Source organism: Wohlfahrtiimonas sp. XWW7, from assembly GCF_056716055.1.
Window position 1 is genome coordinate 876,289 of sequence record NZ_CP168032.1, and the last position, 25,940, is coordinate 902,228.

25 protein-coding genes are annotated in these 25,940 nt (G+C 38.1%); 12 read left to right on the plus strand and 13 right to left on the minus strand.

Translation table 11 applies throughout. The features are described 5' to 3' along the window. Positions 1–36: 36 nt before the first annotated feature. The 12 genes from ACA100_RS04245 to ACA100_RS04300 all read right to left on the minus strand — a co-directional run bounded on the left by ACA100_RS04245 (position 37) and on the right by ACA100_RS04300 (position 10,847). Positions 37–528, minus strand: coding sequence for a hypothetical protein (locus ACA100_RS04245; protein WP_481078752.1), 492 nt, complete (start codon positions 526–528; stop codon positions 37–39). 138 nt (positions 529–666) lie between these two features. Beyond that, the gene (locus ACA100_RS04250; RefSeq protein ID WP_481078753.1) at positions 667–2,763 is read right to left on the minus strand and encodes an AAA family ATPase; all 2,097 of its coding nucleotides are present in this window, start codon (positions 2,761–2,763) and stop codon (positions 667–669) included. 17 nt (positions 2,764–2,780) lie between these two features. Continuing rightward, complete coding sequence (gene ccmB / locus ACA100_RS04255; protein WP_481078754.1) at positions 2,781–3,449, minus strand: heme exporter protein CcmB; 669 nt, start codon at positions 3,447–3,449, stop codon at positions 2,781–2,783. Continuing rightward, positions 3,446–4,087 (minus strand): cytochrome c biogenesis heme-transporting ATPase CcmA, encoded by a 642-nt coding sequence (gene ccmA / locus ACA100_RS04260; protein ID WP_481078755.1) that lies wholly within the window; start codon positions 4,085–4,087, stop codon positions 3,446–3,448. The genes ccmB and ccmA overlap by 4 nt, the downstream gene beginning before the upstream one ends. Next, complete coding sequence (gene ccmI / locus ACA100_RS04265) at positions 4,087–5,826, minus strand: c-type cytochrome biogenesis protein CcmI (protein ID WP_481078756.1); 1,740 nt, start codon at positions 5,824–5,826, stop codon at positions 4,087–4,089. Before ccmI ends, ccmA begins: the two co-directional genes overlap by 1 nt. Further along, entirely contained in the window at positions 5,823–6,281 is a 459-nt protein-coding gene (locus tag ACA100_RS04270) for a cytochrome c-type biogenesis protein (RefSeq protein WP_481078757.1), read from the minus strand. Before ACA100_RS04270 ends, ccmI begins: the two co-directional genes overlap by 4 nt. After that, the gene (locus tag ACA100_RS04275; protein ID WP_481078758.1) at positions 6,281–6,832 is read right to left on the minus strand and encodes a DsbE family thiol:disulfide interchange protein; all 552 of its coding nucleotides are present in this window, start codon (positions 6,830–6,832) and stop codon (positions 6,281–6,283) included. Before ACA100_RS04275 ends, ACA100_RS04270 begins: the two co-directional genes overlap by 1 nt. Before the next feature lie 9 nt (positions 6,833–6,841). Continuing rightward, positions 6,842–8,821: a heme lyase CcmF/NrfE family subunit gene (locus ACA100_RS04280; RefSeq protein ID WP_481078759.1), complete on the minus strand. Its 1,980-nt coding sequence runs from the start codon at positions 8,819–8,821 to the stop codon at positions 6,842–6,844. A 9-nt stretch (positions 8,822–8,830) separates the two neighbouring features. Continuing rightward, entirely contained in the window at positions 8,831–9,298 is a 468-nt protein-coding gene (gene ccmE / locus ACA100_RS04285; RefSeq protein WP_481078761.1) for a cytochrome c maturation protein CcmE, read from the minus strand. After that, positions 9,298–9,468 (minus strand): heme exporter protein CcmD, encoded by a 171-nt coding sequence (gene ccmD / locus ACA100_RS04290; RefSeq protein WP_481078762.1) that lies wholly within the window; start codon positions 9,466–9,468, stop codon positions 9,298–9,300. Before ccmD ends, ccmE begins: the two co-directional genes overlap by 1 nt. A 21-nt stretch (positions 9,469–9,489) precedes the next feature. Then, complete coding sequence (gene ccmC, locus ACA100_RS04295) at positions 9,490–10,230, minus strand: heme ABC transporter permease CcmC (RefSeq protein WP_481078763.1); 741 nt, start codon at positions 10,228–10,230, stop codon at positions 9,490–9,492. A gap of 98 nt (positions 10,231–10,328) precedes the next feature. After that, positions 10,329–10,847 (minus strand): dihydrofolate reductase, encoded by a 519-nt coding sequence (locus ACA100_RS04300; protein ID WP_481078764.1) that lies wholly within the window; start codon positions 10,845–10,847, stop codon positions 10,329–10,331. Positions 10,848–11,073: 226 nt separating this feature from the next. Here ACA100_RS04300 and aas point away from each other — a divergent pair, with 226 nt between their 5' ends. From aas to ACA100_RS04330, 6 genes are all read left to right on the plus strand, one after another. Next, entirely contained in the window at positions 11,074–13,197 is a 2,124-nt protein-coding gene (gene aas / locus ACA100_RS04305) for a bifunctional acyl-ACP--phospholipid O-acyltransferase/long-chain-fatty-acid--ACP ligase (RefSeq protein ID WP_481078765.1), read from the plus strand. A gap of 3 nt (positions 13,198–13,200) precedes the next feature. Next, positions 13,201–14,406, plus strand: a complete 1,206-nt coding sequence (gene lplT, locus ACA100_RS04310) for a lysophospholipid transporter LplT (protein WP_481078766.1) — start codon at positions 13,201–13,203, stop codon at positions 14,404–14,406. Between the two features lie 48 nt (positions 14,407–14,454). Then, positions 14,455–16,791, plus strand: a complete 2,337-nt coding sequence (locus ACA100_RS04315) for an AsmA family protein (protein ID WP_481078767.1) — start codon at positions 14,455–14,457, stop codon at positions 16,789–16,791. 20 nt (positions 16,792–16,811) lie between these two features. Further along, entirely contained in the window at positions 16,812–17,393 is a 582-nt protein-coding gene (locus ACA100_RS04320) for a DUF922 domain-containing protein (protein WP_481078768.1), read from the plus strand. Between the two features lie 91 nt (positions 17,394–17,484). After that, positions 17,485–17,877, plus strand: a complete 393-nt coding sequence (locus ACA100_RS04325) for a type IV pilus modification PilV family protein (RefSeq protein WP_481078769.1) — start codon at positions 17,485–17,487, stop codon at positions 17,875–17,877. 17 nt (positions 17,878–17,894) lie between these two features. Next, complete coding sequence (locus ACA100_RS04330) at positions 17,895–18,449, plus strand: pilus assembly PilX family protein (protein WP_481078770.1); 555 nt, start codon at positions 17,895–17,897, stop codon at positions 18,447–18,449. Positions 18,450–18,493: 44 nt separating this feature from the next. Here ACA100_RS04330 and yhbY read toward each other — a convergent pair whose 3' ends face one another. Then, positions 18,494–18,793, minus strand: a complete 300-nt coding sequence (gene yhbY / locus ACA100_RS04335) for a ribosome assembly RNA-binding protein YhbY (protein ID WP_481079102.1) — start codon at positions 18,791–18,793, stop codon at positions 18,494–18,496. A gap of 7 nt (positions 18,794–18,800) precedes the next feature. Between yhbY and ACA100_RS04340 the strand changes: the two genes are divergently transcribed. From ACA100_RS04340 to ACA100_RS04365, 6 genes are all read left to right on the plus strand, one after another. Then, positions 18,801–19,064: a hypothetical protein gene (locus tag ACA100_RS04340; protein WP_481078771.1), complete on the plus strand. Its 264-nt coding sequence runs from the start codon at positions 18,801–18,803 to the stop codon at positions 19,062–19,064. After that, positions 19,064–19,777, plus strand: coding sequence for a 16S rRNA pseudouridine(516) synthase (locus ACA100_RS04345; protein ID WP_481078772.1), 714 nt, complete (start codon positions 19,064–19,066; stop codon positions 19,775–19,777). The genes ACA100_RS04340 and ACA100_RS04345 overlap by 1 nt, the downstream gene beginning before the upstream one ends. A 14-nt stretch (positions 19,778–19,791) precedes the next feature. After that, positions 19,792–20,427, plus strand: a complete 636-nt coding sequence (gene rlmE / locus ACA100_RS04350) for a 23S rRNA (uridine(2552)-2'-O)-methyltransferase RlmE (protein WP_481078773.1) — start codon at positions 19,792–19,794, stop codon at positions 20,425–20,427. Between the two features lie 142 nt (positions 20,428–20,569). Then, complete coding sequence (gene ftsH / locus ACA100_RS04355; RefSeq protein WP_481078774.1) at positions 20,570–22,447, plus strand: ATP-dependent zinc metalloprotease FtsH; 1,878 nt, start codon at positions 20,570–20,572, stop codon at positions 22,445–22,447. 124 nt (positions 22,448–22,571) lie between these two features. Next, entirely contained in the window at positions 22,572–23,972 is a 1,401-nt protein-coding gene (locus ACA100_RS04360; RefSeq protein WP_481078775.1) for an amino acid permease, read from the plus strand. Between the two features lie 22 nt (positions 23,973–23,994). After that, positions 23,995–25,914 carry a peptidase U32 family protein gene (locus ACA100_RS04365; protein ID WP_481078776.1) on the plus strand — a complete coding sequence of 640 codons (1,920 nt, stop codon included), beginning with the start codon at positions 23,995–23,997 and terminating at the stop codon, positions 25,912–25,914. The last annotated feature ends 26 nt before the right edge of the window (positions 25,915–25,940 follow it).

Here is a 25,940-nt window from a genome sequence, read left to right on the forward strand (position 1 = left end):
TCTATCTGTTACATGGAGGATTTTCATGAAAAATACTTAAATCTCATAAGTAGAAGATTGATTAGTAATTAGGTTGAGATTGATATAACCATTTTTTATGATGTTTTCTTTTGTCAAGTCTAATTGTATTCCACTATTTTGCAGCTTGGTTTGTATAGCGGAAACTTGTGCCTGATTCAAGTGAATTTCTTTTTGATAATGAATTTCATTATTTTTATTTAAATTTTTTCGTACTGCCATGATTATCCCAATAAATACTTCTTCTACAGGATCATCTAATAAAGTTAAGCATTCTTCTAAAATAGTACGTTCTAATTCATGAGGGATAACAAACCATGTTGCATGTCCTCTTGATGTAGGATTGCCTTTATTGTCATCAAAACCATTCCAACGCATTCCTAGGGCTAAACTACCATTCCATAAGAAACTTGCTAAAGAAAATGAATGAGCCTGTCCATCGTATAATACTTTTAATTGGCTGATTTTACCTTTAGGTGACAATACTTCAGCGGGATTAACATAATTCATAATTCTAAACTCCTATGTATTTTATATGTATGTTGTATGTATAAAATATATGTTGATTTATATTTTTGGTCAAGTGGAATTATGAAAAAAGCCTATGGGTAAAGACTCATAGGCTATTTATTCTTGGTGTTGATGGTTTTATTTACTTGCCACAAACCCAATCGTCGTGCCTTTGGCTTGTTTCAAATCATTTTCCTTAACAAGCTGTGCGATGATCTCTTCAGGTTTTGTGATCACGCCCAATTTTGCTTGGCGGGCAGAAATTGCAAAGTCGCCAGGTGCTAGGCTCGTGAGTTTCTTAAAGCTCTCTTCCAATGCAGGATCAATCTCTTTAAAGCCCAAATAACGGCATTGCTCATTGAAGAGTAACCAAGATTGATCAGCTGTTAAGTAATTAAACTTCACTTTAAAGTCGAAACGGCGGAGCATTGCTTGATCCAAATGATCCATTAAGTTTGTGGTTGCGATGAAAATGCCTGAAAATTCTTCCATTTGTGTCAGCATTTCGTTCACCATTGTGACTTCATAATTCTGCTGAGCATGGCGACGATCACGTAAGAAACTATCCACTTCATCCATTAACAAGATTGCGCCTGTTGTATTGGCTTCATGGAATGCTTCAGCGATCTGTTTCTCAGTTTCACCCACATATTTATCCATCAAATCCGATACTTTTTTGATGAGCAAAGGCTTGTTGAGATAATCCGATAAGTAATGTGCAAACGCTGATTTACCAGTACCAGAAGCACCATATAAACAGATGCGTGCTTCATTGAATACTTTTAAGCGCTCTGCTAATAACGCTAAATTGTTGTCAGTATTTGTGAATGCAGGATTGTAAATTTCGCTTAAACCACCAATTTTTGCGATGCGAATCTCATCATTGCCTTGCGCTTTCAATGTGCCATTGATGATGGCAGCAGCAGCTTCATCGTAGCTTACATCCAATGATTTCTCGATGGTATTCAAAACTTTTGCTGTGCGATCAATGATAGCAGGCACTAAATCTTTCGATAATGCCAAAGCATTCAATGTATTTGGGCTAAGTGAACCTTTTAGAGAAGATTCAAGCATGGCTTTACGTTCTGACTTTGGTGGTGGCGCCAAATGGAATGTGAAATCGAAACGGCGAATAATGGCAGGATCAATTTCATAAGTATCGTTACAAATCCAAATGGTTGGAATTTTATTGGTTTCCAAAATATGGTTGAACCACGCTTTCGAGAAGTTTGGCAAACCTTCTGAGGAAGCATCAAAAAATACATCTTCGATTTCATCAAAAATGAGTAGAGATTTTTGGTTGCAGAAAAAGTTCTGCGCAGCCAAATAAGCATATAAACGCTGTTCGCCTTTTTCTACACCTTCACCTTGAATCGATTCTGAAACCACTTCATAAGCTGTCACTTTAAAGTGTTCAACTAAAACACGCGCCAATTCAGTTTTCCCTGTGCCAGGTTCGCCGTACACAAGAATATTGACACCTTTTTCGTTGTTATCTAAAGCATGTTGTAAATATGGCACTAACACAGATAATTCAGTTTTTAAGTAACCAAAATTGTGTAAAGTTAAATCTGTTGGCTTACTTTTGGAAACAACATCTTTCAAGATATTGTAAGGCGTTGTTTCATGTGAAAACATTGCCTCGATGAAGTTGCGTGATAATAAATCCACTTTGCCACGGAAGAAGAGAGAAGGGCCATGATGAACACGAACTAATCCTGTGCGTGCCAATGTGCCATCGGATGCAAATGCTGTACGAATCTCTTGCGGTGTTTTTTGTAAAAGGATTGCTAAAATTCGGTACATTTGATCTGAGCTGATGGCGCCTAAAAGATCTAATGCATTATTTAATAACGTTTCATTATAAGTGATCAATGTAAACTCAAGTAGATCACATTCCACGTCTGTAAGATCAATCAGGGTTTTGAGATTGTCTAAGTTATGGCGTAGATCAGCATTGTAAGGTGCTGCAAATAGTTCGGCATTTGCCAAAAGCTTTTCTTGCTGTTCACGCAAGGTATTTAAAATATCCGCGCGGTTCAATGGTGGCTTATGATTGATCCATTTTTCCAATGCAAGTGCTGTGGCTAGTTGATCATCGCTGAAAAAATCCTTATGGATAAACTCACGATGTCCGCCTAAATCTAAAATAATGGTTAGAATCCACGAATGCACTAATGGTGGTAATTGTTCGGAGTAATCCATAGTCGTGGAAGGAGTTGATTTTTTTGTCATGTAAAACTCAAGAAAATTTAATGAAGGCTAATGCGAAGAGCAAAAGCAGTAATTAATGGTGCGACAGCAAGTGCAATGAGATCAAGGGCTGCGAATACGGCATAGAAACCGATCACAGAATGTCCCTCTACGATGCGAAGCGTTGCTTGTACGCCGAAAATGAGAACGGGTAAGAATAGCGGTAATGCGATCACACTGAGCAATACGCCCGCGCGTTTTAATTGTAGTGTTAATGCGGTACAGATCGCACCGATGCAGCTTAAAACTGGTGTGCCAATGAGCAGAAGAAAGGTTGTTTCCAATGCTTGTGGGACTGAAAAATAGAGCATTAAGCCTAAAATAGGAGAAACAATAATGAGTGGAATGGCTGTTAAACACCAATGGGCAACGATTTTTGCAAAGACAACCACAACCAATGGCGAGCCTGAAATCATTAATTGTTCTAAAGAACCATCATCATAATCACTTTTGAATAGGCGATCCATAATCAACAAATTCGACAATAGAGCACCAATCCATAAAATGGCAGGTGAAACATCGCGCATGACTTTTTCATTGTCCAATCCTAAACCCAATGGAAACAAGCTGACAACGATCAAGAAAAAGATCATGGGCGTTAATAGCTCTGTGCGTTGGCGCATGCCTAATTGTAGATCACGTTGAATGATCGCAGTGAATACACTCATTCTTTCCTATAGCTTTCAATATTATGATGATGATTATACACACCTTCGGACGGCGTTTGATGAGAAGTGAAAATAACTGTGCCACCTTTTTGATAATGTTCTGTGATGGCAGTTTCTAAAATCTCAATGGAGCGTTTATCTAGCGCTGTAAATGGCTCGTCGAGAATCCAAATGGTTTTGGGTTCTAACCATAAACGAGACAATGCAACTCTGCGCCTTTGTCCCGCGGATAAAAAGCGAATGGCGCGATTTTGTGTTGGGATAGAAAGTTTTTCAAAAGCTTTGTAAATTTCTGCTTCTGTACACTTTACACCTTGAATTTTAAGCATGGCGTTAATATTTTCAAAGGCAGTGAGATCTTCTTTCAAGCCCAATGCATGGCCAATATATAGAATATTTTGGTTATAAGTGTGGGCAAGTTCCTTACGATCGAGATCGTTATAGAGAATATTGCCCAAGTAAATATTATTTAAACCAGCTAAAACGCGCAAAAAAGTTGTCTTTCCTGCGCCATTTTCACCTTCGATATAAAGGCTCATGCCATTGGTTAATGACAGTGAAACAGGCATAAAAACCTTGCGGTAATTACGCGTTGCACTGACATCTTCAATGGTTAAAGTAAAATCAACGAATATCATTATCTTGGAGCCATGATCGGTGAAGCTTTAGATTCTTCACGTACTTGATCTAAAATAATCACGTTTGCTTTATTGGGTGAAACTGCTTGTTTTACGCTTTCAATATCGCCAGCTTTTCCAATAACATCAGAGCCTTGGCTTAAACGACCGCCCACTTCTAAGTTCTCCATGGTGAATAAGCTTGGTGTACCTTGCATTAATTTGTTGTCATCCGTGATTTCAACAGTCAATGGGAATGTTAAGCTTTTTGCAGAAGGAATTTTCTTTGCTGCCAATGGCATGCGAGAACCCGCGGGAGAAATGAATAGGCTCAAAGTTGCATCATCTGGCCATGCGCTGATGTCAACATCTGGTGCATTCACTTGAACTAAGAAACGTTGATCTTTCTTTGCTTTGACTAAATCCACAGTTTTTTGCATCGAATCTGAAAAAGCATGATGATCTGATTTTAGCTCAAACATCACAGCACTTTCATATGCCCCTTTTGCTAATTGTGCAATATCTGTGACGTAGATAGCTTCGCCTGTATCAGCATTGGTGATTTCACCAAATACCGCTAAATGTTCAAAGTTGCGGATAGGGTTTTTCACATCATCAAAGCGATCAAAATCATTCAACGATAATTGCGTTGGCAACTTTGATTTTGGTGTGATGAGCGTTTCTTTATATGCGATAGAAGTGTTATCTTCTTGGTCGATCATATAAAGGGTTAAAATTGCAGGCTGAGAAAGTTTCTCCCAATCTAAATCTTCAAATGTCGCAATATCAATGACAAAATTACGCACTTGTGATGTTTCCATGGTGCGTTGAGAGATTGAAGAGAGAATCATATCAATCGCTTGTAATGTCTGTTGAACTTGTGCTTGTCTTGCTGGATCTTGGTTCTGTGCAAATAAGCCACGTAGAATTTTCCATTGTTCGATGGATTTATCGATCATTTGGTTATCATACAATGCTTGAGCATACATTACGCGCATAGATGTTTCTTGTGGATATAATGCAAAGAAACGATCCATTTTCGCAATGATTACGGGCGTTAATTTATTGTTAGAACCTTGAAGCTCAATGTCGATCACCATTGCATTGGCAACGAAATCAGTGGGTGCTAATTCTAAAACGCGTGAATAAGTTTCGTGAGCAGCAGGAAACCATTTAACATCGTACAATAATTTTCCTAGCAATTTTAAGGTAGGAATATCGTCATGAGTCTCTTTTGCGCTCATAAAGAACAGTGCAGGGAAACCATATTTTAACTGATTAAAAATCTCAGGATTACGTGGTTGTGGATCAATGCTCAATACACTATTTAAAGAGTCTAATTCAGATCTAGGAATGACCTCGCGCCATTCTGTGAATTCTTTGATTAAGCGAGAACGCTCAGAGTCAAATAAGCGAGTATCAGGTTTATATGAAAATGCCCAAAAACCACCAATAGCCACAACAGGGAAAAGTAGAGCGATCAATACAACCAACAAACGAGCAGGTTTGGACAATACGGCACTATTCTTTTTATTCATTTTCAAAAGATCACGAGCGGCTTCAGCATTTTGAATGTCATATTCTGCTTGAGTGATTACGCCATTACTCAAGTTCTTTGATAATCGTTCTTCTGTTGCAACGTAGTTTTTTTGATAAATGGATTGAAGCGTTGTTTCTTGCTGTGCTGATTTTGAACGGGTTAGCGGGTAAAAAATTACCAACATTGTCAATGCGAAAAGGAGGAAAGAGAAGAAAATCATTGATGAGTATCCTTTTTATTTAACAGCTCAGCCAATTGCTCTGCTTCTGATTGTGATAAAGGCTGCACGGTTTCAACAACAGGTTTACGGCGGCGAGCAAAGACAATGATCAAGACGCCGATTAAAATAATCGCAGGGCCAAACCATAAAAACCAAGTGATTGGCTTAACTGGTGGCGTATACAATACGAAATCGCCGTAACGGTCCACCATGAAGGTTAAAATTTCGCCATCACTTCTACCATCGTTGATCATTGTATAAACACGATCTTTTAAGTCTTTGGCTAAAGGTGCATCAGAATCCGCTAAGTTTTGATTTTGACATTTTGGGCAACGTAAATCTGTAATGAGAGAGTTGAAGCGTTTTTCACTCACTTGATCTTCAAATGGGTAAACATTCACATTAGCTGTTGCAACTGCACCCAAGAATAGCGCTAACATTAATAGTTTTTTCATTATTGCTGCTCTCCTTGTGTATCAAGTGATTCATAAATCGCTTTTAACTTGCTGTTCCAAACATCAGGTAAAATTGCACCCACATGACGATATTTGATCACATTATTTTTATCTACGAAGAAAGTTTCTGGTGCGCCATACACGCCAAGTTCAATGCCCGCAGCACCACTTTCATCCAAGAAATTAAAGACATAAGGATCGCCTAATGCCTGTAACCAATCATAAGCCAATTTAGGATCATCTTTATAGTTCACACCATAAATGGTCACACCTTGTCCTTTGAGTACATTTAATGTTTCATGTTCATCGCGGCAAGTTGGGCACCATGTTGCCCATATATTCACCAATGCAGGGCCTTTAATATCCTCATTTGTCAAAATGGTTGTGATACTCCCTGGCGCTACGAGTTTGTTGGTGCTGAATTCAGGTAAAGGCTTGCCTTCTAATTGTGATGGCAGTTTACTTGGATCGTTGCCTAAAGTGATGAAGAAGAATCCAAAAATCCCCATTAAAGCAGCAACAGTAATACCGACGATTGCAGGTTTTTTCATATTAACTCCTTATTTCTCAGCACGTTCAGGACGGCGCAAGCTGAAAATCGCAACAACTGCAGCAATGGCCATGATGATGCCGCCCAACCAAATCCAACGAATGAAAGGTTTGACATATAAGCGGATGGCCCAACTTTCACCAGGACGTTCTTCAGATAATGCGATGTATAGATCGTCTAATAAAGAAGCGCGCAATGCAATTTCACTAATTGGCATGCCACTTGCTGCATAAATACGTTTTTCAGGATACATCATGCGAAGGAATTCACCTTGGAAGCTTACGGAGAACGTACCTTTAGTTGCTGTATAGTTCGGGCCTTTTATGTCTTGTAAATTTTCAAGTTTGAAATCATAACCTTGAACAGCTTCTGTTTGTCCAACGCGCAATAGACGATCTGCTTCAACGCTGTAATAACTTGTCATTGTGATACCAATAATTAAAATGACTGTACCAAAGTGCCCAAGATTCATCGCAACACGAGACATTGATTGTGTAAAGAATCCTCTAATAAAGCTTGCATTACGTGGTTTGTGCATTGCAATTTCAGCAAAAATTCCAAAGAATACCCAATAACATAAAATCAAAGTGAGCGTCACCATAGGATTAATCAATGCCAATGGCGGTTCATTATTATGATTCAATCCATTGACGTACATTGCATATGCGGCATTAGATAATGGCCCCATGATGAGCGCAGCAATTGCCATAAAAATCAACGGCTTTTTGATGCGACTCAACTGATCTTTCTTGAAGCGAATCATTGGTGTAACGCCCATGATTACTAATAAGATCAATGCTAAAGGATTCACTGTTTTATTAAAGAAGTTAGGGCCAACTGAGATTTTACCAATGGCAAGCATGTCGATGATTAAAGGATACAAGGTTCCCAAAACAACGATGAAGCACACAACAGATAAGAAGATGTTGTTCAATAAAATGCCTGTTTCTTTAGATACTAATGTCACTGTTGCTTGTTGACGAATTCTGCCAGAGCGTAACAATAATAAACCAATACCAAAGATTACAACCATTGCCAAAATCATGAGGATGATGGCACCACGGCGAGGGTCAGCAGCAAATGAGTGAACAGAGGTTAAAACACCTGAACGCACCAAGAATGTGCCCAATACGCTTAAACAGAAACACAAGATCGCCATTAAAACAGACCAAACAGAGAATACTTGGCGCTTTTCTGTTGTGATTAAAGAGTGAAGCAGTGCTGTGGATAAAATCCAAGGAATGAGGGATGCATTTTCTACAGGATCCCAGAACCACCAACCGCCCCAGCCTAATTCATAGTAAGCCCACCAACTACCAACAGTAATGCCAAGCGTTAAAAAGCCCCACGCTGCTAATACCCAAGGGCGCAACCAACGGACAGTTGTGCGATCAATATAACCATTGATTAAAATGGCACACACGAATGCATAAGGGATCGCAAAACCAACATAGCCCATATAAAGTAATGGTGGATGGATGATTAAGCCAACATCTTGCAGTAAAGGATTCAGATCGCGGCCATCAAAAATGATGTTATCAATCATGCGATCGAATGGGTTGGATGTGAAAATTACGAAAGCAAGGAAAGATGCCATGATTGCACCTAAAATTGCTAAAGTTGTTGCAGTTAACTCAATGGGGATTTTTCTCATGAAGAAAATTGCAACATACATCCAGAGACTCAATGTTAATACCCAAAGGAGCATAGAGCCTTCATGGCTGCCCCAAATTGCAGTGAAGCGAAAAATTGCGGGTAGTTGAGTATTGGAGTTACGGAAAACATAAGCGTAACTGAAATCATTGATATAAAAAGCATAACCTAAGCATAAGAATGATACTAACAGCATGCCAAATAGCCATGCAGTTAAAGGTTTTGCCGTTTGCATTAACTTAATGTTATGAGTGTATAAACCCACCAAAGGTAGGAATAGAAGCAATAGCGAGGTTGCCAGTGCGATATAAAGGGCTAATTCACCAATCGGTAGCATGATCTCTCCTTATGGCTGTGAGCCAGGATGTCTGGAATTTTCATCAATCACGATGCCAGATTTTTCTAAAGACTCTTTGACTTCAGGCGGCATATAAGTTTCATCATGCTTGGCAAGGATTTCTGTCGCAGTAAAATTGTTTTTGTCAGATAACACACCTGTTGCAATGACGCCTTGTCCTTCACGGAACAAGTCAGGTAACATTTTATCGTAGGTAACACGTACGCGATCTTTACCATCCATAATGTCAAAGGTAACGTCAATGGTTTCAGTGCTTTTAACAATTGATCCTGGTGCTACTAAGCCACCAATTCTAATAGACTTTTCTAAAGGTGCTTTCCCTTCTTTAACTTCGATTGGTGAATAGTAATAGTTTAGTTCACTTCTTGATGCATAAATCAATAAACCAATCGCTGAGAGCGTAATTACAACTAAGGCTACAACTATTATGGCGCGTTGTTTCTGTTTTGGTGTCATTATTCAATTCCTTCCTGCTTCAAAATTTGTTTTAATTTTTTATCCTCGCTAAATAACGGAATAATTAAGCCAAGCAGGCAGATAAAGAAAAATCCGTAACTCAGCCAAACATAGAGACCATGTTTTCCCATTTGCAGAAATTCTGCAAAGCTCCCAAATGCAAACGTCATAGCGCCCCCCGCTAATCTAATTTATTGATTCAAATAATGTTTCATAACTCTGTCACGATTGATTAAGATCACGCTCTTTTTGAGAATATAACCAGTTGTGAAGAGTGAATAAGCAAGAATCATTAAAATCAAAGGTAATAACATATCCATTGGAATTTTGGGCCCGCCGGATGCAAAAAGTGTGCTTTTCTGATGGAGTGAATTGAAAAAGTACACAGAGAATTTAACGAGTAATGCAACAGCAATACCAACCATTGCGAGAATCGAAGTAAAAATATCAGCGGTTTGACGATCTTCAATTGCGTGATCGAAAGCAATGTAGCCAATATAGAAAAATAGTAATAAAAGTTGAGATGTCAGGCGAATGTCCCAAACCCACCAAGTTCCCCAAGTTGGTGCGCCCCAAATTGCCCCTGTGACAAGAGAGATGAGCGTTAAAATTGCACCAACAGTTGCCATGCTGCGCGCAACTAATGGTAGTAATTTTACCTTCCAAATCAAGAAGCATAGGCTTGTGATAGCCATTGCCATATATAAAGAAGTGGAAAGCATGGCTGCTGGTACATGGATATAGATGATTCTAAAACTATTACCTTGTTGATAATCCGCAGGCGCAAAGCCTAGTCCTAATGTTAAACCAACCATTGCTAAAATTAAGCTGCCCCATAAACAGTAAGGAACAATCGCATTGGCTAACGGAATGTAATATTTATAGCTTGCGTATTTTTTATACCAGCTCACTTTTTTTGTTGAAACAGCCATAATTCACTCAAGATAAAATAGAATGCATAATTATAACGAAATTACCAAATTTTGCAGTATTCAAGGCAGGTAAACGTTTGTAAATGTCATTTTTTTCGTTAGTTTTTTGATGGAAATTCCCAAATCTCAAATCTAAAAGGGTAGCTATGTTTTTCATCTTCGGGGTGATTTTCTGTGTAAATCAGTTTTGCTTCGTGAAATGGCAAAGCTAAAACCTCAGGTAGGGCAGTATCGCCAGAAACTTCACTTTCCACAATTGTGAGGTAAAGTTTGTTCATATAAGGCAGTGCAGAGCAATATAATTGTGCACCACCAATGATCATTAATTCTGGTGCATGTTGATAAGCATCCATCGCTTTATCTAATGAGTCAAAGTAAAAGACATTGTCAGGTAAATTTTCAGGCGCAGGATGACGACTGATAACGATATTGTCGCGCTTTGGTAAAGGTCGACCTAAGGATTCATAAGTTTTTCTACCCATAATGATTGGTTTATTCACTGTGTGTTTTTTAAAGAAAGCTAAGTCATCAGGAAGGTGCCAAGGCAGAGTATTATCTATGCCGATCGTACCATTTTCAGCGATGGCAACAATGAATGAGATATTGGAAGATGACATAAAATAACCCTTGTAAACAGTCAATAATGAGGTAATTATACTGAACTCATCTTTATAAAGTCTTGCTTAACCATTAAATATTCTAATGTCCATGATAAACAAAATGATTTAGAGTATGCGCAGATGAGTTTATTTGTTCTGGTTATTTGAAATAAACATTGATTAATTCGAAATTAGACTATAAAATAAACGATGTTCATTAATAGAAATGTTGTGGTATAAAATTATGAGAACGATATTTAAAGTTTTGTTGAATTTCTTCTTCAATGTTGAAACGAAGTTAGATGCGCAAGCTGCTAAAACACATGGTGTGATTGTGTGTAATCACCAATCTTTTTTGGATGGGATTTTGCTCGGTGTTTTCTTACCGCAAAAGCCTGTATTTGTGGTGAATACAGATATTGCAAATCGCTGGTATTTTAAACCGTTTTTGAAATTGATTGATCATGTGACGGTTGATCCATTGCATCCAATGGCCATTAAAATGCTGACGAAAGAAGTTGCAAAAGGTCGTACGATTGTCATTTTCCCTGAAGGGCGCATTACTTTAACTGGTAGTTTTATGAAGATTTACGAAGGTGCAGCTTTTGTTGCTAATAAAGCAAAAGTACCTTTGATTCCTGTCGTTTTAGAAGGCGCTGAATATACATATTTCAGTCGTTTAAAAGGTTTAGTGAAGCAGCGCTTATTCACACCGATTAAAATTACTATGGGTGCGCCATTAGACATTACAGTTCCAGAAGGATTATTTGGTAAAAAACGTCGTCAATATTTAGCCAAATACACTCATGATTTAATGATGGATATGCGCGTAAAATTATTTGAACCAACATCATTGTTTGAAACAGTTTTAGCATCTAAGCAACGCTTTGGTGGTGATGCTCATTGTATGGAAGACATCCAACGTAAGCCTGAAACATATGATCAGTTCATTACAAAAATTCTAGGCGTCAGCAGAATTGTTACACGCTTTACAGATAAAAATGAACGTGTTGGCGTATTATTACCGAATGCGATTGGCTCTATGGCGACAGTTTTGGCATTAAACTTAACTCAACGTGTTTCTGCATTATTAAATTATACAGCGGGCGTTGATGGAATGGGCGCTGCAATCACAGCATCGGAAGTGAAAACGATCATTACATCCCGCATTTTTTTGGAAAAAGGTAAGTTAACTTATTTAGTGGAAGCTTTCCCAGAAATTAATTGGGTGTATGCGGAAGATTTGCGTAAACAGATCACAACAGAAGATAAATTGTGGGTATTGAAAGCGAAGTTCATGCCTAATAAATATTTGCCTAAAGCTAATCCTGATGATGAAGCTGTTGTGTTGTTCACATCAGGTTCTGAAGGGAAACCAAAGGGCGTTGTTCATACAAACCGTTCACTTTTAACGAATGTTGAACAATTGTGTACTGTTGCAGACTTTACAACGAAAGATGTATTCATGAGTCCTTTGCCAATTTTCCATGCATTTGGTTTGACCGCAGGCGTTTTATTGCCATTGCGTGCAGGTTGTAAAACATTTTTATATCCATCACCATTGCATTATCGAGTGATTCCAGAAATTGTTTACGATATCCAAGCAACAGTATTATTTGGTACATCTACGTTTTTACAAAATTATGCGAAGTATGCGAATCCTTATGATTTTGTAACATTGCGTTATGTTGTCGCGGGTGCAGAGCGTTTATCAGAATCTGTTCGTGATAGTTGGATGGATAAGTTTGGCATCCGTATTTTAGAAGGTTACGGTGCGACAGAATGTTCGCCTGTGGTTTCAATCAATGTGCCAATGAGCTACCGTGATCATAGCATTGGTCGAATTTTACCAGGCATGGATTATGAGTTGGAAATGATTGATGGTATTGCAGAAGGCGGTAAATTGATTGTTAAAGGTCAAAATGTGATGAAAGGTTATTTATTTTACGATAATCCTGGTCAATTAGTGCCTTCAGAATACAATGGCGAACAAGGTTGGTACGATACAGGCGATGTCGTTGCAATGGATGATGATGGCTATATGGCTATCAAAGGCCGCGTAAAACGCTTTGCAAAAATTGCAGGTGAAATGGTGACATTGGAAACCACAGAGCGTTTATTTAAATCAGTTTATAAAGAAGATGATCATGCAGCAGTTGTGCGTAAAGATCCTAGTAAAGGCGAAGCTATCGTGCTGTTCACAACACAAAAAGATGTTGTACGTGTAGATGTTGCAGCAATGGCGAAATCTTTAGGAATGCCTGAGCTGGCAGTTGCAAGGGATGTCCGTGTTGTGAAAGAGATTCCGTTGTTGGGATCAGGTAAGATCGATTATGTGACTTTAACTAAAATGGCACAGGAAGTGTAGATCATGAAGCAAAAGCCATCGGATAAACTATTCAATAAAGGTGTTATCAGCGTTGTTAATGCTCAGTTTTTCTCGGCATTGGCTGATAATGCGCTTTTTTTTGCACTGCTTGAGTTGTTGGATAAGTTAGGTGCACTGAAGGAAAGCACATATTTACTGCAAGCATGTTTCTTAATCTCATACATTTTGTTAGCACCTGTTGTGGGGTTATTTGCTGATAATCAGCCGAAATCTCGTGTATTGATGATTGGTAATGGCATGAAATTGTTGGGCGTTGCTTTGCTATTCTTCGATGCTAGCCCATTCTTATGTTATGCAATTGTTGGTATTGGTGCTGCCATTTATTCTCCAGCTAAATTTGGGATTTTAGGCGAATTAGTGACGACTCGCTTATTAGTTAAAGTTAATGGTTTGGTTGAAGGTTCAACGATTCTAGCAATTTTACTGGGTGCTTATTTAGGTGGGCTATTAGCTGAACGTAATATCGTGATGGCATTTGTCTTTGCAGGTGGAATGTATGCAGTTGCGGTCTTGTTCAATATATTCATACCTAAAATTCAGGCTGTGCGCAAAGATAGCTTTGCACCTAAAGCACTATTGAAAAGTTTCGGTCGTATTTTAGTGAGATTGGCCTGTGACAAACAGGCACGTTTTGCCATTTTAGGCACAAGTCTATTTTGGGGCGCTGCGACAACATTACGTTTGTTATTGAATGATTGGGTGCGAGTTGTTTTAGGTGGCGGTACAGAAATGGTTGCGATGTTAAGTGCAATTGTGAGCATTGGCATTGTATTTGGTGCTTTGATTGCATCTTTGTTCATCAGTGTGAAAAACATCAAATGGTGTTTGTGGGCAGGTTTAGCAATGGGCGTGATTGCCACTATTTTTGCTTTCCAAACAAATATTTATAGCGTGTATATCTTTTTGATTTTGATAGGCGCTTGTGGTGGTACTTTTGTGATTCCTATGAATGCTTTGTTGCAAGAACGAGGAAAACTCTTTGAAAGTGCAGGTACTGCGGTCGCTGTGCAGAATTTTTCTGAAAACTTTGTGATGATTTTGATGATGGTAATTTTTGGTGCTTTGGCGTATTACCAAGTTTCTGTGATTGTATTGATGGTCTGCTTTGGTGTTCTGTTCTCTGTAGGAATTATTGGCTTGTTTTATCACATTGGGAAACGAAATGTATTAGAAACAGCACAAGATTAAAAACTGTTGTATGCTAAATCCTAATGATTGAATCCATTGGGTACTACCATGAAAAAATTGCTTAAAATTTTTGTTTATTTGGTTCTCACGGTTGTTGTCGTTATTGCTTTAGCCATTGGTGGGATTGTGATGTTTGTCAACCCCAATCAATTTAAGCCTCAAATTACAGAATTGGTGCAAAAGAATGCCAATGTTATTTTAACCATTGATGGCGATATCGAATGGACTTTTTATCCTTGGCTTGGCATTAAAGTACAAAATATAACGCTTGCTAGCCCAAATACACCAACGGTGCCCATTGCCAATATAAAGTTGGCACAAGCGTCAATTTTATTAAAAAGTTTGTTCAATAAAGAGCTTAATGTCAGCGATATTGTTGTGGAAGGCTTGTCAGTTGCTTTATTAAAGGATGCAACTGGTAATACTAATTGGCAGTTCCCAAAGAAATCACAACAAACTCCAGCTGGTGCAAGTGGAGCTACACACAATACAGACAATAATGCGCGATCTGCACCTGCGTTATATGTCAAAAGCATTAACATTAAAGATGCCAATGTAATTTATAAAGATGCCCAAAATAATCAAGCTGTTGCGTTGAAGGGATTAAATGTCGTAACTGGCGAAGTCACGTTGAATCAACCGATTACTTTTGCAATGAATGGTGGATATTTATTGTTTAATCCTAAAGTAGAAGGCAATTTAGAGGCTTCTGCAATTGTTGCTTTTAAAGCAGAGCAGAAGCTCTTGCAGGTGAAAGTATTAAAACTCAAAAATAGTGTGAAGATGAATGATCTTCAAATGAATACTGAATTATTGGCGGTTGTGGATTTTGATTTAAATGAGCAATTATTGCAATTATCCAATTTATCCCTTCAAACGCAGGGGAAAGTCAAAGATATTACACTGGACAATGTTCGCATGAGTAGCTTAATCAAGGCAGATCTCAAAAAAGAACTCATCAATATTGATCAATTGAAACTATCAATGAATGATTTAACTTTAACGGGCGATGTGATTGCTGAAAAATACTCTAGTGATCAATTGAAATTTAGCAGTAATATCACAACCAATACATTTAATTTAAAAGCGTTGTTGAATCAATTGAAGATTGAATTACCACAATTTGAATCTAAAACAGCATTGCAGAAAGCTTCTGTTGTCATGTCTGTCAATGGTAATCTGAAAAATATTGATGTAAACCCGATTGAGTTGACATTGGATGAGACGAAAGTGAAAGGCTCGGGAGCGATTGCCTTAGAAAAAGTACCGACTATAGCAGTGGCTTTGCATGGTGATCAGTTAATCTTGAATCATTATTTGCCACCTAAAAAACAATCCAAAGATTCTAGCAAGCAATCTGTCAATGCTCACGCTAAGACAAAAGCACCTGCAAATCCTGAAGTGATTCCAGTATTGCCCCAAGATATTAATGTCATTGCGGATATTCAGTGGGATCGTTTAACTTTGGATCAATTACAGTTGACGAAGAATAGACTGAAAGCTTCGTTAAAAAATGGTGATGCTGTATTGAACCAATTATCGACCAATATTTATGGTGGCAGTTTGTCATTTAATGGGTCTTTGAAAGGGCAAAAATCTCCTAAAACTATCTTAAATGGTAAAATTCAGAGGATTGATCTTGCGAAGATTATTCCGCAGGTTTCTCTGAAAGATTACATTGATAGTGATTTTTTACTGGCTAATTTGAATCAGAATCATAAAAATATCAGTGTTGAAGGTATTTTGAATGCTCAATTTGGAATTTCAACATCAGGAAAATTACAGAATCAAGTGATTGCGAATTTAAATGGCAATATGGATTTTGATTTGGTTAAAGGTCGTGTGAATAATCTTAATTACGAACGACTAATGTGCCAAGGTATTGCATTGTTGAACCAAAAGCCGCTCACAGGAAATTTTGATCGCACTTATACCGACTTCCAAAAACTGTCTGGAAAAATGCGGATAAAAAATGGGGTTGTTATGAATGATCCGTTTCAAATGTTGATTCCTGGATTGACTGTCAATGGTAAAGGTGATGTTAACTTAAATCGCATGATGATTGATTATCGAGTGAACGGCGTGTTAACAGGTGATCATTCGATTAACCCTGATCCTGCTTGCCAAATCAATGAACGTTTTAAAGGCATTCCAATTCCATTGATTTGTGAAGGTTCATTAGAAAAAACAGAGGGTTTATGTCGTTTAGATTCCGACCAATTAGGGCAGGTGATTGCGGGCTTGGCTGAAAAAGCGATTAAAGATAAAGCGCGAAAAGAGTTAGATAAGCAAAAAGGTAAATTACAAGAAAAATTAGATAGCGAGCTCGAAAAGCAGATTCGAAAAAATCCTGCGATCAAAGGATTATTAAATGATTTACTATAAACCATTGAAAGAGATCATTAATGAAGAATAGCTGGTTGATTTTATTATTAGGATTGGTGCCAGCATCTGCTTTAGAGACACATCTAGAAAAGCAATATTATGATGTCGCGCCAACAAGTGAAACTCAGCTCAAGCAAGAGATCAGAACCGCTTCACCATTACATGAAACAGAGTTTGAGCACCAAAGTACTGCAGAATATGAAGCTTCGACAACTATTCGGCGAATGAATCTTGTACATCATGAAGGCAAATGTCAGGCAAAAGTTTTTGAGATGCAACTCAATGGCACAATGATTTTACCAAGATTAACAATGGGGAATTATTCTTTAAAGATTCGCCAAGCTTTTGAGGAAGCCTACGAGGATTTGGAACAACATGAAAGAGTTCATGAGCAAATTTGGCAAACAGCATTAAAGCAGTTTGAACTGGATATTCGGGGATTAATCCTGCCTGATAATGAATATTGTGATGATTTAATTACTGAGATTAATCAAAAAATGTCTAAAGTTTTGGATGAAATTATGGTTAAAAATATGGAATTTGATTGCGCGAGTTATGGGGACTATTTGCAATTAGCGCAATGTCAAGTCTTGGTGGATTAAATCTGTATGACTGATAAGCAGGTACAATGATTACTAACGCACGAATTTTTGTTAGAATGTATAAATATGCTGACGTAAATTAGAGGATAAAATGATAATAAAACAACAAAAAGGCTCATTCCTACTAGAGTTTCTGATAGCTTTAGGTATTTTCTCTATCGCAATCGTTGGATTGGTTAAGTTGCAAAATCGTTCTATTGCAGACTTAAGTGATTTAGGTTCTGATATGGCGATTCCAATTTTGATTGATGATTTTACGGCGCGCATTAATCTTATTCAGCGTGCAGATACTTCTACTGTACCTTCGTTATCGACAACTGAACAAACAGAATTAATCGCAACAGGCAAGGCATTATTAAAAACCGTGAGCGTAAATGGTGCAACAATCACCATTACAGATATGATCGATGCAAATAAAACCAAAGATTACACGGTTGTGTTGGATGATAGTAATGTTATTCCAGCGCTGCCAGCGGGATCATAGGTTAAGAGAGAATAAATATGAAAATAATTAAAAAAATAGACAAAGGTTTTATTTTATTCATTACCTTGATGATGTTGATTATATTTGCAATTTTGGGTATTAGTTTATACCAACAAACGACAATGTCGACCCAAAATGTGCAATACGTTACGTTTAAACAAGAGGCTGAAGATTTAGCAATGCTTGCTTTGAATGAGTTAGAAGAAAATGTCAAAGGTGATACTTATACGAAAAGAGAGGTATGTAAACAGGGAGATGCTGAAGATATCAAAGAAAGGAATTGTGATCCAATTACAGATGCTGTGATTAATCAAGCATTAACAGATTTGCGTAATGGCGCTGGCTTATCAGGTGGCTCAAACAATCTTAACGCTTGGAAATATCTAAATAAAGAGGATTTTAAAGGTAGTTTTTCTGATGATGGTGATGTGTATTACATTATCCAGCAGTTAGGTCAAGATTCTAAGGGTGTAGGTTATTTATTGTATCGCATTACCATCATTGCTCGAGTTTTAGATACATATAGCGTTATCAGTGCTGTGACGGCGGTGCCAGAAGATGATGGAACTTAAAGTGCAAAAACCCTAAAATGATTTTTAGGGTTTTTTATTGTTTTTTACTTGTTAGAAAAGAAAATCTTTGGCGCTTCATGATTACGCTTAAATAGCGTGATCACATTACCAATGTGCTGAATCATATTTGCATTTAACGCTGCAGTAATTTCAGCTGCGATCTCTTTTTTTGTCTCGCGATCATCACCAGAAATACGGATTTTGATCAATTCGTGATATTCTATGGCGCGTTCTGCTTCTGCTAAAAATGATTCAGTAACGCCTTTTTCACCCATAATTAATACAGGTTTCATCGAATGAGCGAGGCCTTTTAAAGCATGTATATGTTCTTTTGTTAATTTCATTTGAGTCATGAATAACGATCCTAGTCAAAAAAAAGTGGAGGCAAGCTTAGCGCAACCACGAAGAATTCACCAGCTTTTCTTAAGTTTAAGAATGTTGGCGTTAATGTTTGTGGTTGCGGGTATAATCCTTGTGGCCATTTTACCATTCTTTTCATTATCCAAACGAGATGAATTTATCATATTAATCTTTTATGGGTTGGTGAGCGGTGGTTTTTTGATGGCAAGAGCTCGTTCCTTTGTTGTAGCAACAGAGAAGAAAAAAGATCATTAATGCATCTTTATCAGTTTTTATTAAGAGAGCAGGCGCTTTCTAAAAAGTCCATGAGTCAATTGATCAAATCCAAAGTTGTTCTGTTGAATGATGTCATTGTGGATGATGAAAAAATTGAAGTGGACGGATGTTTACATCAGCTTAAAATCCGAAATGAAATTGTTCAGCTCCCGCAACATACTTATTATATGTTGAATAAAAGTATTGGCGATATTTCGGCAACACAAGATAAGCATTTACCAACAGTTTGTGATCAATTCTCCGAAGAAGTTTGGCCGATTGGACGCTTGGATCGTAATACTGAAGGGCTATTGTTGTTGACAGATAACGGGCAATTGAGTTTTCGTTTACCTTTGCCAAAATATAAAGTGGAAAAAGTCTATCGTGTCAAAGTGAATGGTTTAATAACTTCCAAAGAAGTTGAACAATTTGCACGCGGTATAGAGTTTTATGGTGGAATTTTTTGCGCACCTGCTAAACTAGAGATTATCTATGCGAATCAAAATGAAAGTGAAGCATGGGTAACAATTACAGAAGGAAAGTTTCACCAAGTTAAAAAAATGTTTTTAGCGGTGGATTTGTATGTGACTTATCTTCAAAGAATTCAGTATGGTCCATTGAAGTTGGATCATAATTTACAACCGAGCGAATTCCGAGCATTAACCATTGATGAGGTGAAAATGTTATGGGATTGCGTTCAATTGCAATATTAAAAGTGATTTAAAGTATGGGAAAAAAACGTACGCCGAGTAGTTCTCGCTGGTTAAAAGAGCATCATGATGATGAATATGTGTTACGTGCACGTAAAGAAGGTTGGCGTTCACGCGCGATTTATAAAATATCTGAGATGGATGAAAAAGATTTATTGTTCAAATCTGGTATGACAGTGGTAGATTTAGGTGCAGCGCCAGGTAGTTGGTCGCAATATGCGATGCATAAAGTTGGCCATAACGGTAAAGTCTTTGCATTGGATATTTTACCAATGAGTGCGATTGCAGGTGTTGATATCATCACAGGTGATTTCCGCGAAGATTCTGTTTTAAATGAATTAGAAACATTGTTGGATGGTCGCAAAATTGACATTGTTATTTCGGATATGGCTCCGAATACAAGCGGTGTAAAGGGTGTAGATCAACCGAGAATGATGTATTTATTAGAACTTGCATTTGATTTCTCTATGAATCATTTAAAGCCAGGGGGGGATTTTCTAATGAAAATCTTCCAAGGTGAAGGATTTGAGGAGTATTTGAAGTTATTGCGTACCAATTTTGATAAAGTCGTGACAAGAAAGCCTAAAGCATCACGTGCAAGAAGTTCAGAAATTTATTTATTGGCACGTGGTTTTAAAGGTAGAGCAGAATAAATTAATTGTGCCTATTGAATTAGATAATTTTAGCCCCATTCATGTGTGAATGATGACTAAATCAAAGATATTCGGTATAGTTGCAGTTTGACATTTATTCTCATGAACGACAATTTTTTAACTTAGTATAGAGGTTAATCTTTTGAAATATAACGGTAGAGATATCATCGTTTTGATCGTAGCAATTCTTGGTGTATTGCTTGTGTTTCAAAACTTTGGCAGTTCCCCTGGACAAGGGCTTGCCTACTCAGAATTCTTAAATGCCATTAATGATGGGCGCGTTAAGGAAGTGACAATCGCTGGACCAGAAATTAGTGGTACATATACCTCTGGATCACGTTTCACAACATATAATCCTGAAACAAGTAATGGTATGTTGATCGATGTGTTGCGTGATAAAAACGTAACAATCGTTGGTAAAGAGATGCGCGGTCGCGGCATTTTATTATCAATCATCTTAAATTTATTACCGATCTTGATCTTGTTTGGTTTGATCATGTTTATGATGCGCCAATCTGGTGGCGGTGGTAAAAATCCCATGAGCTTTGGTAAATCTAAAGCACGTATGTTATCAGCGGATGAAGTGAAAACTCGTTTTTCTGATGTTGCAGGTGCGGATGAAGCTAAGCAAGAAGTGGGTGAAGTGGTTGATTTTTTAAGAGATCCTACGAAGTTCCAACGATTGGGCGGAAAAATGCCAAAAGGTATTTTGATGGTTGGTCCACCAGGAACAGGTAAAACATTATTAGCAAAAGCAATTGCTGGCGAGGCGGGCGTACCATTTTTCACGATTTCAGGTTCTGATTTCATGGAAATGTTTGTGGGCGTCGGTGCTGCGCGTGTTCGTGATATGTTTGAACAAGCTAAAAAACATGCGCCTTGCATCATCTTCATCGATGAAATCGATGCGGTTGGTCGTCATCGTGGTTCAGGTTTAGGCGGTGGTCACGATGAGCGTGAGCAAACATTGAATCAAATGTTGGTGGAAATGGATGGTTTCGGTGATAACTCGGGCATTATTATTATTGCTGCGACAAACCGTGTAGATGTATTGGATCCTGCGTTGTTACGTCCTGGTCGTTTTGACCGTCAAGTAACAGTACCATTACCAGATATCAAAGGTCGTGAAGCAATTCTAAAAGTGCATTTGCGTAAAGTACCAATTGCTGCCGATGTAGATATTTTGAGCTTAGCAAAAGGTACACCAGGTTTCTCAGGTGCTGATTTAGCAAACCTTGTGAATGAAGGTGCATTATTTGCAGCGCGTGAAAACAAAAATGAAGTTGGCATGGACGATATGGAAAATGCCAAAGATAAGATCTATATGGGGGCAGAGCGCCGTTCATTGATGATGACAGCTGATGAAATGAAGTTAACTGCTTATCATGAAGCTGGCCATGCAATTGTGGCTTATCGTTTGAAATCAGATCCTGTGTATAAAGTGACAATCATTCCACGTGGCCGTGCTTTGGGTGTGACTTGGACATTGCCAGAGAATGATAAAGTCAGTAACTCTCGCGAATGGTTGAATAACAAGATGGCGATGGTGTTTGGTGGCCGCATTGCGGAAGAAATTATCTTCGGTTATGACAAAGTGACAACTGGCGCAATGAGTGATATTCAACATTCAACAGATATGGCTCGTAAGATGGTTACAAAATGGGGTTTATCTGACAAAGTTGGTTTCTTGTTCTTCGGTGAAGGTGATGGTGGCATTGGTGGTCGTGGATCACGTCAAGAAATCATCTCTAACGAGACAGCACAATTGATTGATGAAGAAACTCGTCGCATTGTTGAAGCTAACTATGCAAGAGCGAAAAAAGTATTGGAAGATGATATTACTCGCTTGCATCGAATGGCGGATATCTTGTTGGATGTTGAAACAATTGATGCACAACAAGTGGATGACATTATGAATGATCGTGAGTTGAGTGATTCTTCATTGAATACGAAATCTAAAGATGATGATAATAGTGCGCCTAAAGCAGAAGCAACGCCACCAACTCTAGACTTTGTATAGTTTAAATTATACGCATGAAAGCCTCTGTATTCACAGAGGCTTTTTTATTTAATATTGTTAGCCTCTTTGTAATTTTTTTTAGATGACTTATCATGGCTACTTTATTACTCATAAAAAATGAATCATGGAAAATAAACAAGCGCTCAAGCGCAATTTGAAGAATAGACACATCCAAATGATCGCACTTGGTGGTTGTATTGGAACAGGTTTATTTTATGGTACAGCAGAATCTATTCCATTAGCGGGTCCAGGTTTGATTTTGGGCTATTTGCTCGGTGGTTTTGTCATCTATATGATCATGAGAATGATCGGTGAAATGGCAACAGAAGAACCAGTTTCAGGTGCTTTCAGTTATTTTGCGAATAAATATTGTGGTGAATATGCAGGCTTCCTTGCGGGTTGGAACTATTGGCTTTTGTATATTTTAGTGAGCATGGCTGAATTATCCGCAATTGGCGTTTATATTACGAAGTGGTATCCAGATTTTCCAATGTGGGCATCGGTGCTTGCGACCATTATTATCATCACATCTATCAATCTTGCGAGCGTGAAATTCTTTGGTGAAACAGAATTTTGGTTAGCTTTGATTAAAGTATTAGCTGTTGTCGGTATGATTGTGTTTGGTATTTATCTTGTGGGTAAAGGTTTATTTGTTGAAACATCTACAGTGAAAGTCTCGAATTTATGGATGCATGGCGATGGTGGATTCAGTAATATTTTTGCCAATGGTGCTTGGGGGATTTGGGTTTCATTAGTGATTGTGATGTTCTCATTTGGTGGTACAGAGATGATCGCGATTGCAGCAGCTGAAGCTGAAGATCCTGAAAAAACAATTCCGAAAGCGATTAAGCAAGTGATGTGGCGCATTTTGATTTTTTACATTGGCTCAATTGTGATCATGATGGTTTTAGTGCCTTGGACAGATATCAAAGCAGGCATTAGCCCATTTGTTTTAGTATTTGAACAGTTAGATTTGCCAAAGATTTCTTTTATAGAAGATTGGAATTTACCGAGTGTTGCGGATATTTTGAATTTCATCATATTAACCGCAGCGATTTCAGTTTATAACAGTGGTATTTACAGTAATGGCCGTATGTTGTATGGTTTGGCTGAACAAAAGCATGCGCCTAAAGTATTTTTGAAATTGAGTAAAAATAGTGTGCCTTATGCTGCGATCTTATTTTCATCTGCGATGACATTGATCGCGGTTGTGATTAATCTGTTAGTGCCAAACGGTGCATTTATGATTGTGATGTCAGTGGCAATTGCAGCAGCTGTCATTACTTGGGGATTAATCATCATCATGCATTTACGCTTTAGAAAAGCTCATGCGGGTGAAAAATTTAAATTTAAAACACCATTTTTTCCTTATGTGAACTATTTTTGTTTAATCTTCTTATTGATTGTTGTGGGCGCAATGACGCAATTAGGCAGTTTTAAACCTGCTGTGTTTGTGATTCCTGCATGGTTAGCCATTACATTTGTGGGCTTTCAGATTAAAAAGAAAATGGACAAGAACGCTTAAGTAACTTTATAGATTTGTAGAAATGTTAAAACATAATCAATTAGAACTTTTAAGTCCTGCGCGCGATATCGAGATCGGGCGCGAGGCAATTTTGCATGGTGCAGATGCAGTTTATTTGGGCGGCCCTAGTTTTGGTGCGCGTTACAATGCGGATAATAGCGTTTCGGATATTGCAAAGTTAGTGGATTTTGCATCGCAGTATCATGCGAAAATCTTTGTAACATTCAATACAATCTTGCATGATGATGAATTGGAAAAAGGCCGTAAGCTCATTCATGAATTGTACGATGCAGGTGTGGATGCTTTGATCGTGCAGGATATGGGCGTTCTAAAAATGGACATTCCACCGATTGAATTACATGCTTCCACACAAACGGATATCCGCACTTTAGATCGTGCAAAATTTCTATCAACAGTCGGTTTCTCTCAGTTGGTATTGGCGCGTGAATTGTCATTGAAAGAGATTAAAGCCATCAATGACACTGTGGATACGCCGTTAGAATTCTTCATTCATGGAGCGTTGTGTGTGGCATTCTCTGGGCAATGTTATATTTCCCATGCAGATACAGGTAGAAGTGCGAATCGTGGTGATTGTTCGCAAGCTTGCCGTTTGCCTTATACATTGAAGGATAAAGAAGGGCGCGTGGTTGCCTTTGATAAGCATTTATTGTCCATGAAGGATAATAACCAAACGGAAAATTTGGGTGCTTTAGTTGAGGCTGGCGTACAATCCTTCAAGATCGAAGGGCGCTATAAAGATATGGCGTATTCAAAAAATATCACAGCGCATTATCGTCAAATGCTGGATCAGTTCTTGGATGTGAATCCTGATTATTCTCGTAGCTCATTGGGGACAACGGTTCATCACTTTATTCCTAATCCTGATAAAACCTTCAATCGTGGTTCGACAGATTATTTTGTGAATGCGCGTAAGGATGATATTGGTGCATTTGACTCACCAAAATTCCGTGGCGTTGAAGTGGGTGAAGTTTTAAAATTTGGTGGTAATCACCTGGAAGTTAAAACGGCTGAACCTTTAGCAAATGGCGATGGTTTAAACGTATTGATTAAACGTGAAGTTGTCGGTTTCCGCGCAAGTGAAGTGAAAGAGATTGGTGATAAACATTATTTAGTTTATTGGCATGAAGAAGCGCCAGAGAATATTGATAAAGTTAAAGCAGGGCAGATGCTATATCGCAATGCAGATACAGCTTGGCAGAAGTTATTAACGCGTGAATCATCTAGCCGTAAGATTGGTATTGATATCATTTTCCAAGAAACTGACGGCAAATATGATTTGGTGATGATCGGTGAAGATGGCTTGGCTGTGACTTATCCAATTGAAGGTGAATTTGAAGCTGCGAATAATGTTGAAAAAACATTGCAAGGTTTAGAAGATGGTTTACAGAAGTTGGGTGAAACAATCTTTGAAGCCAAAAGCGTGACAGTGAATGTTAAAACCGCGCCATTCATGCCAAAGAGCTTATTGAATCAAATTCGTCGTGATGCTGTTGAGCAATTGCGTGTTGCTTATATTACAAGTAATGAACGTGGCGTTCGTTTGTATGAAAGTGAAGAGAAAGCAGCATATCCTTCAGAGCACATTACTTACTTAGAGAACGTTTATAATCAGAAAGCGCGTGAATTTTATGAAGAGCATGGCGTAAAATTGATTGAGCCAGCGTATGAAGCTCACCAAGAAAAAGGTGAAGTACCTGTGATGATCACAAAACATTGCTTACGTTTTGCGTATAATTTATGCCCAAAACAAGCGAAAGGGGTGAAAGGTGTTCAAGGACAAGTACGTGCTGAGCCGATGGTTTTAATGCATCAAGATGAGGAAATTCGCTTAGAATTCAAATGCCGACCATGTGAAATGCATGTAATGGGCAAGATCAAACCACATATCTTAAAATCTGCTTTAGTGGGCAGTGAAGCGTAGTGGTTAATATTTGAGCAAATATAAAA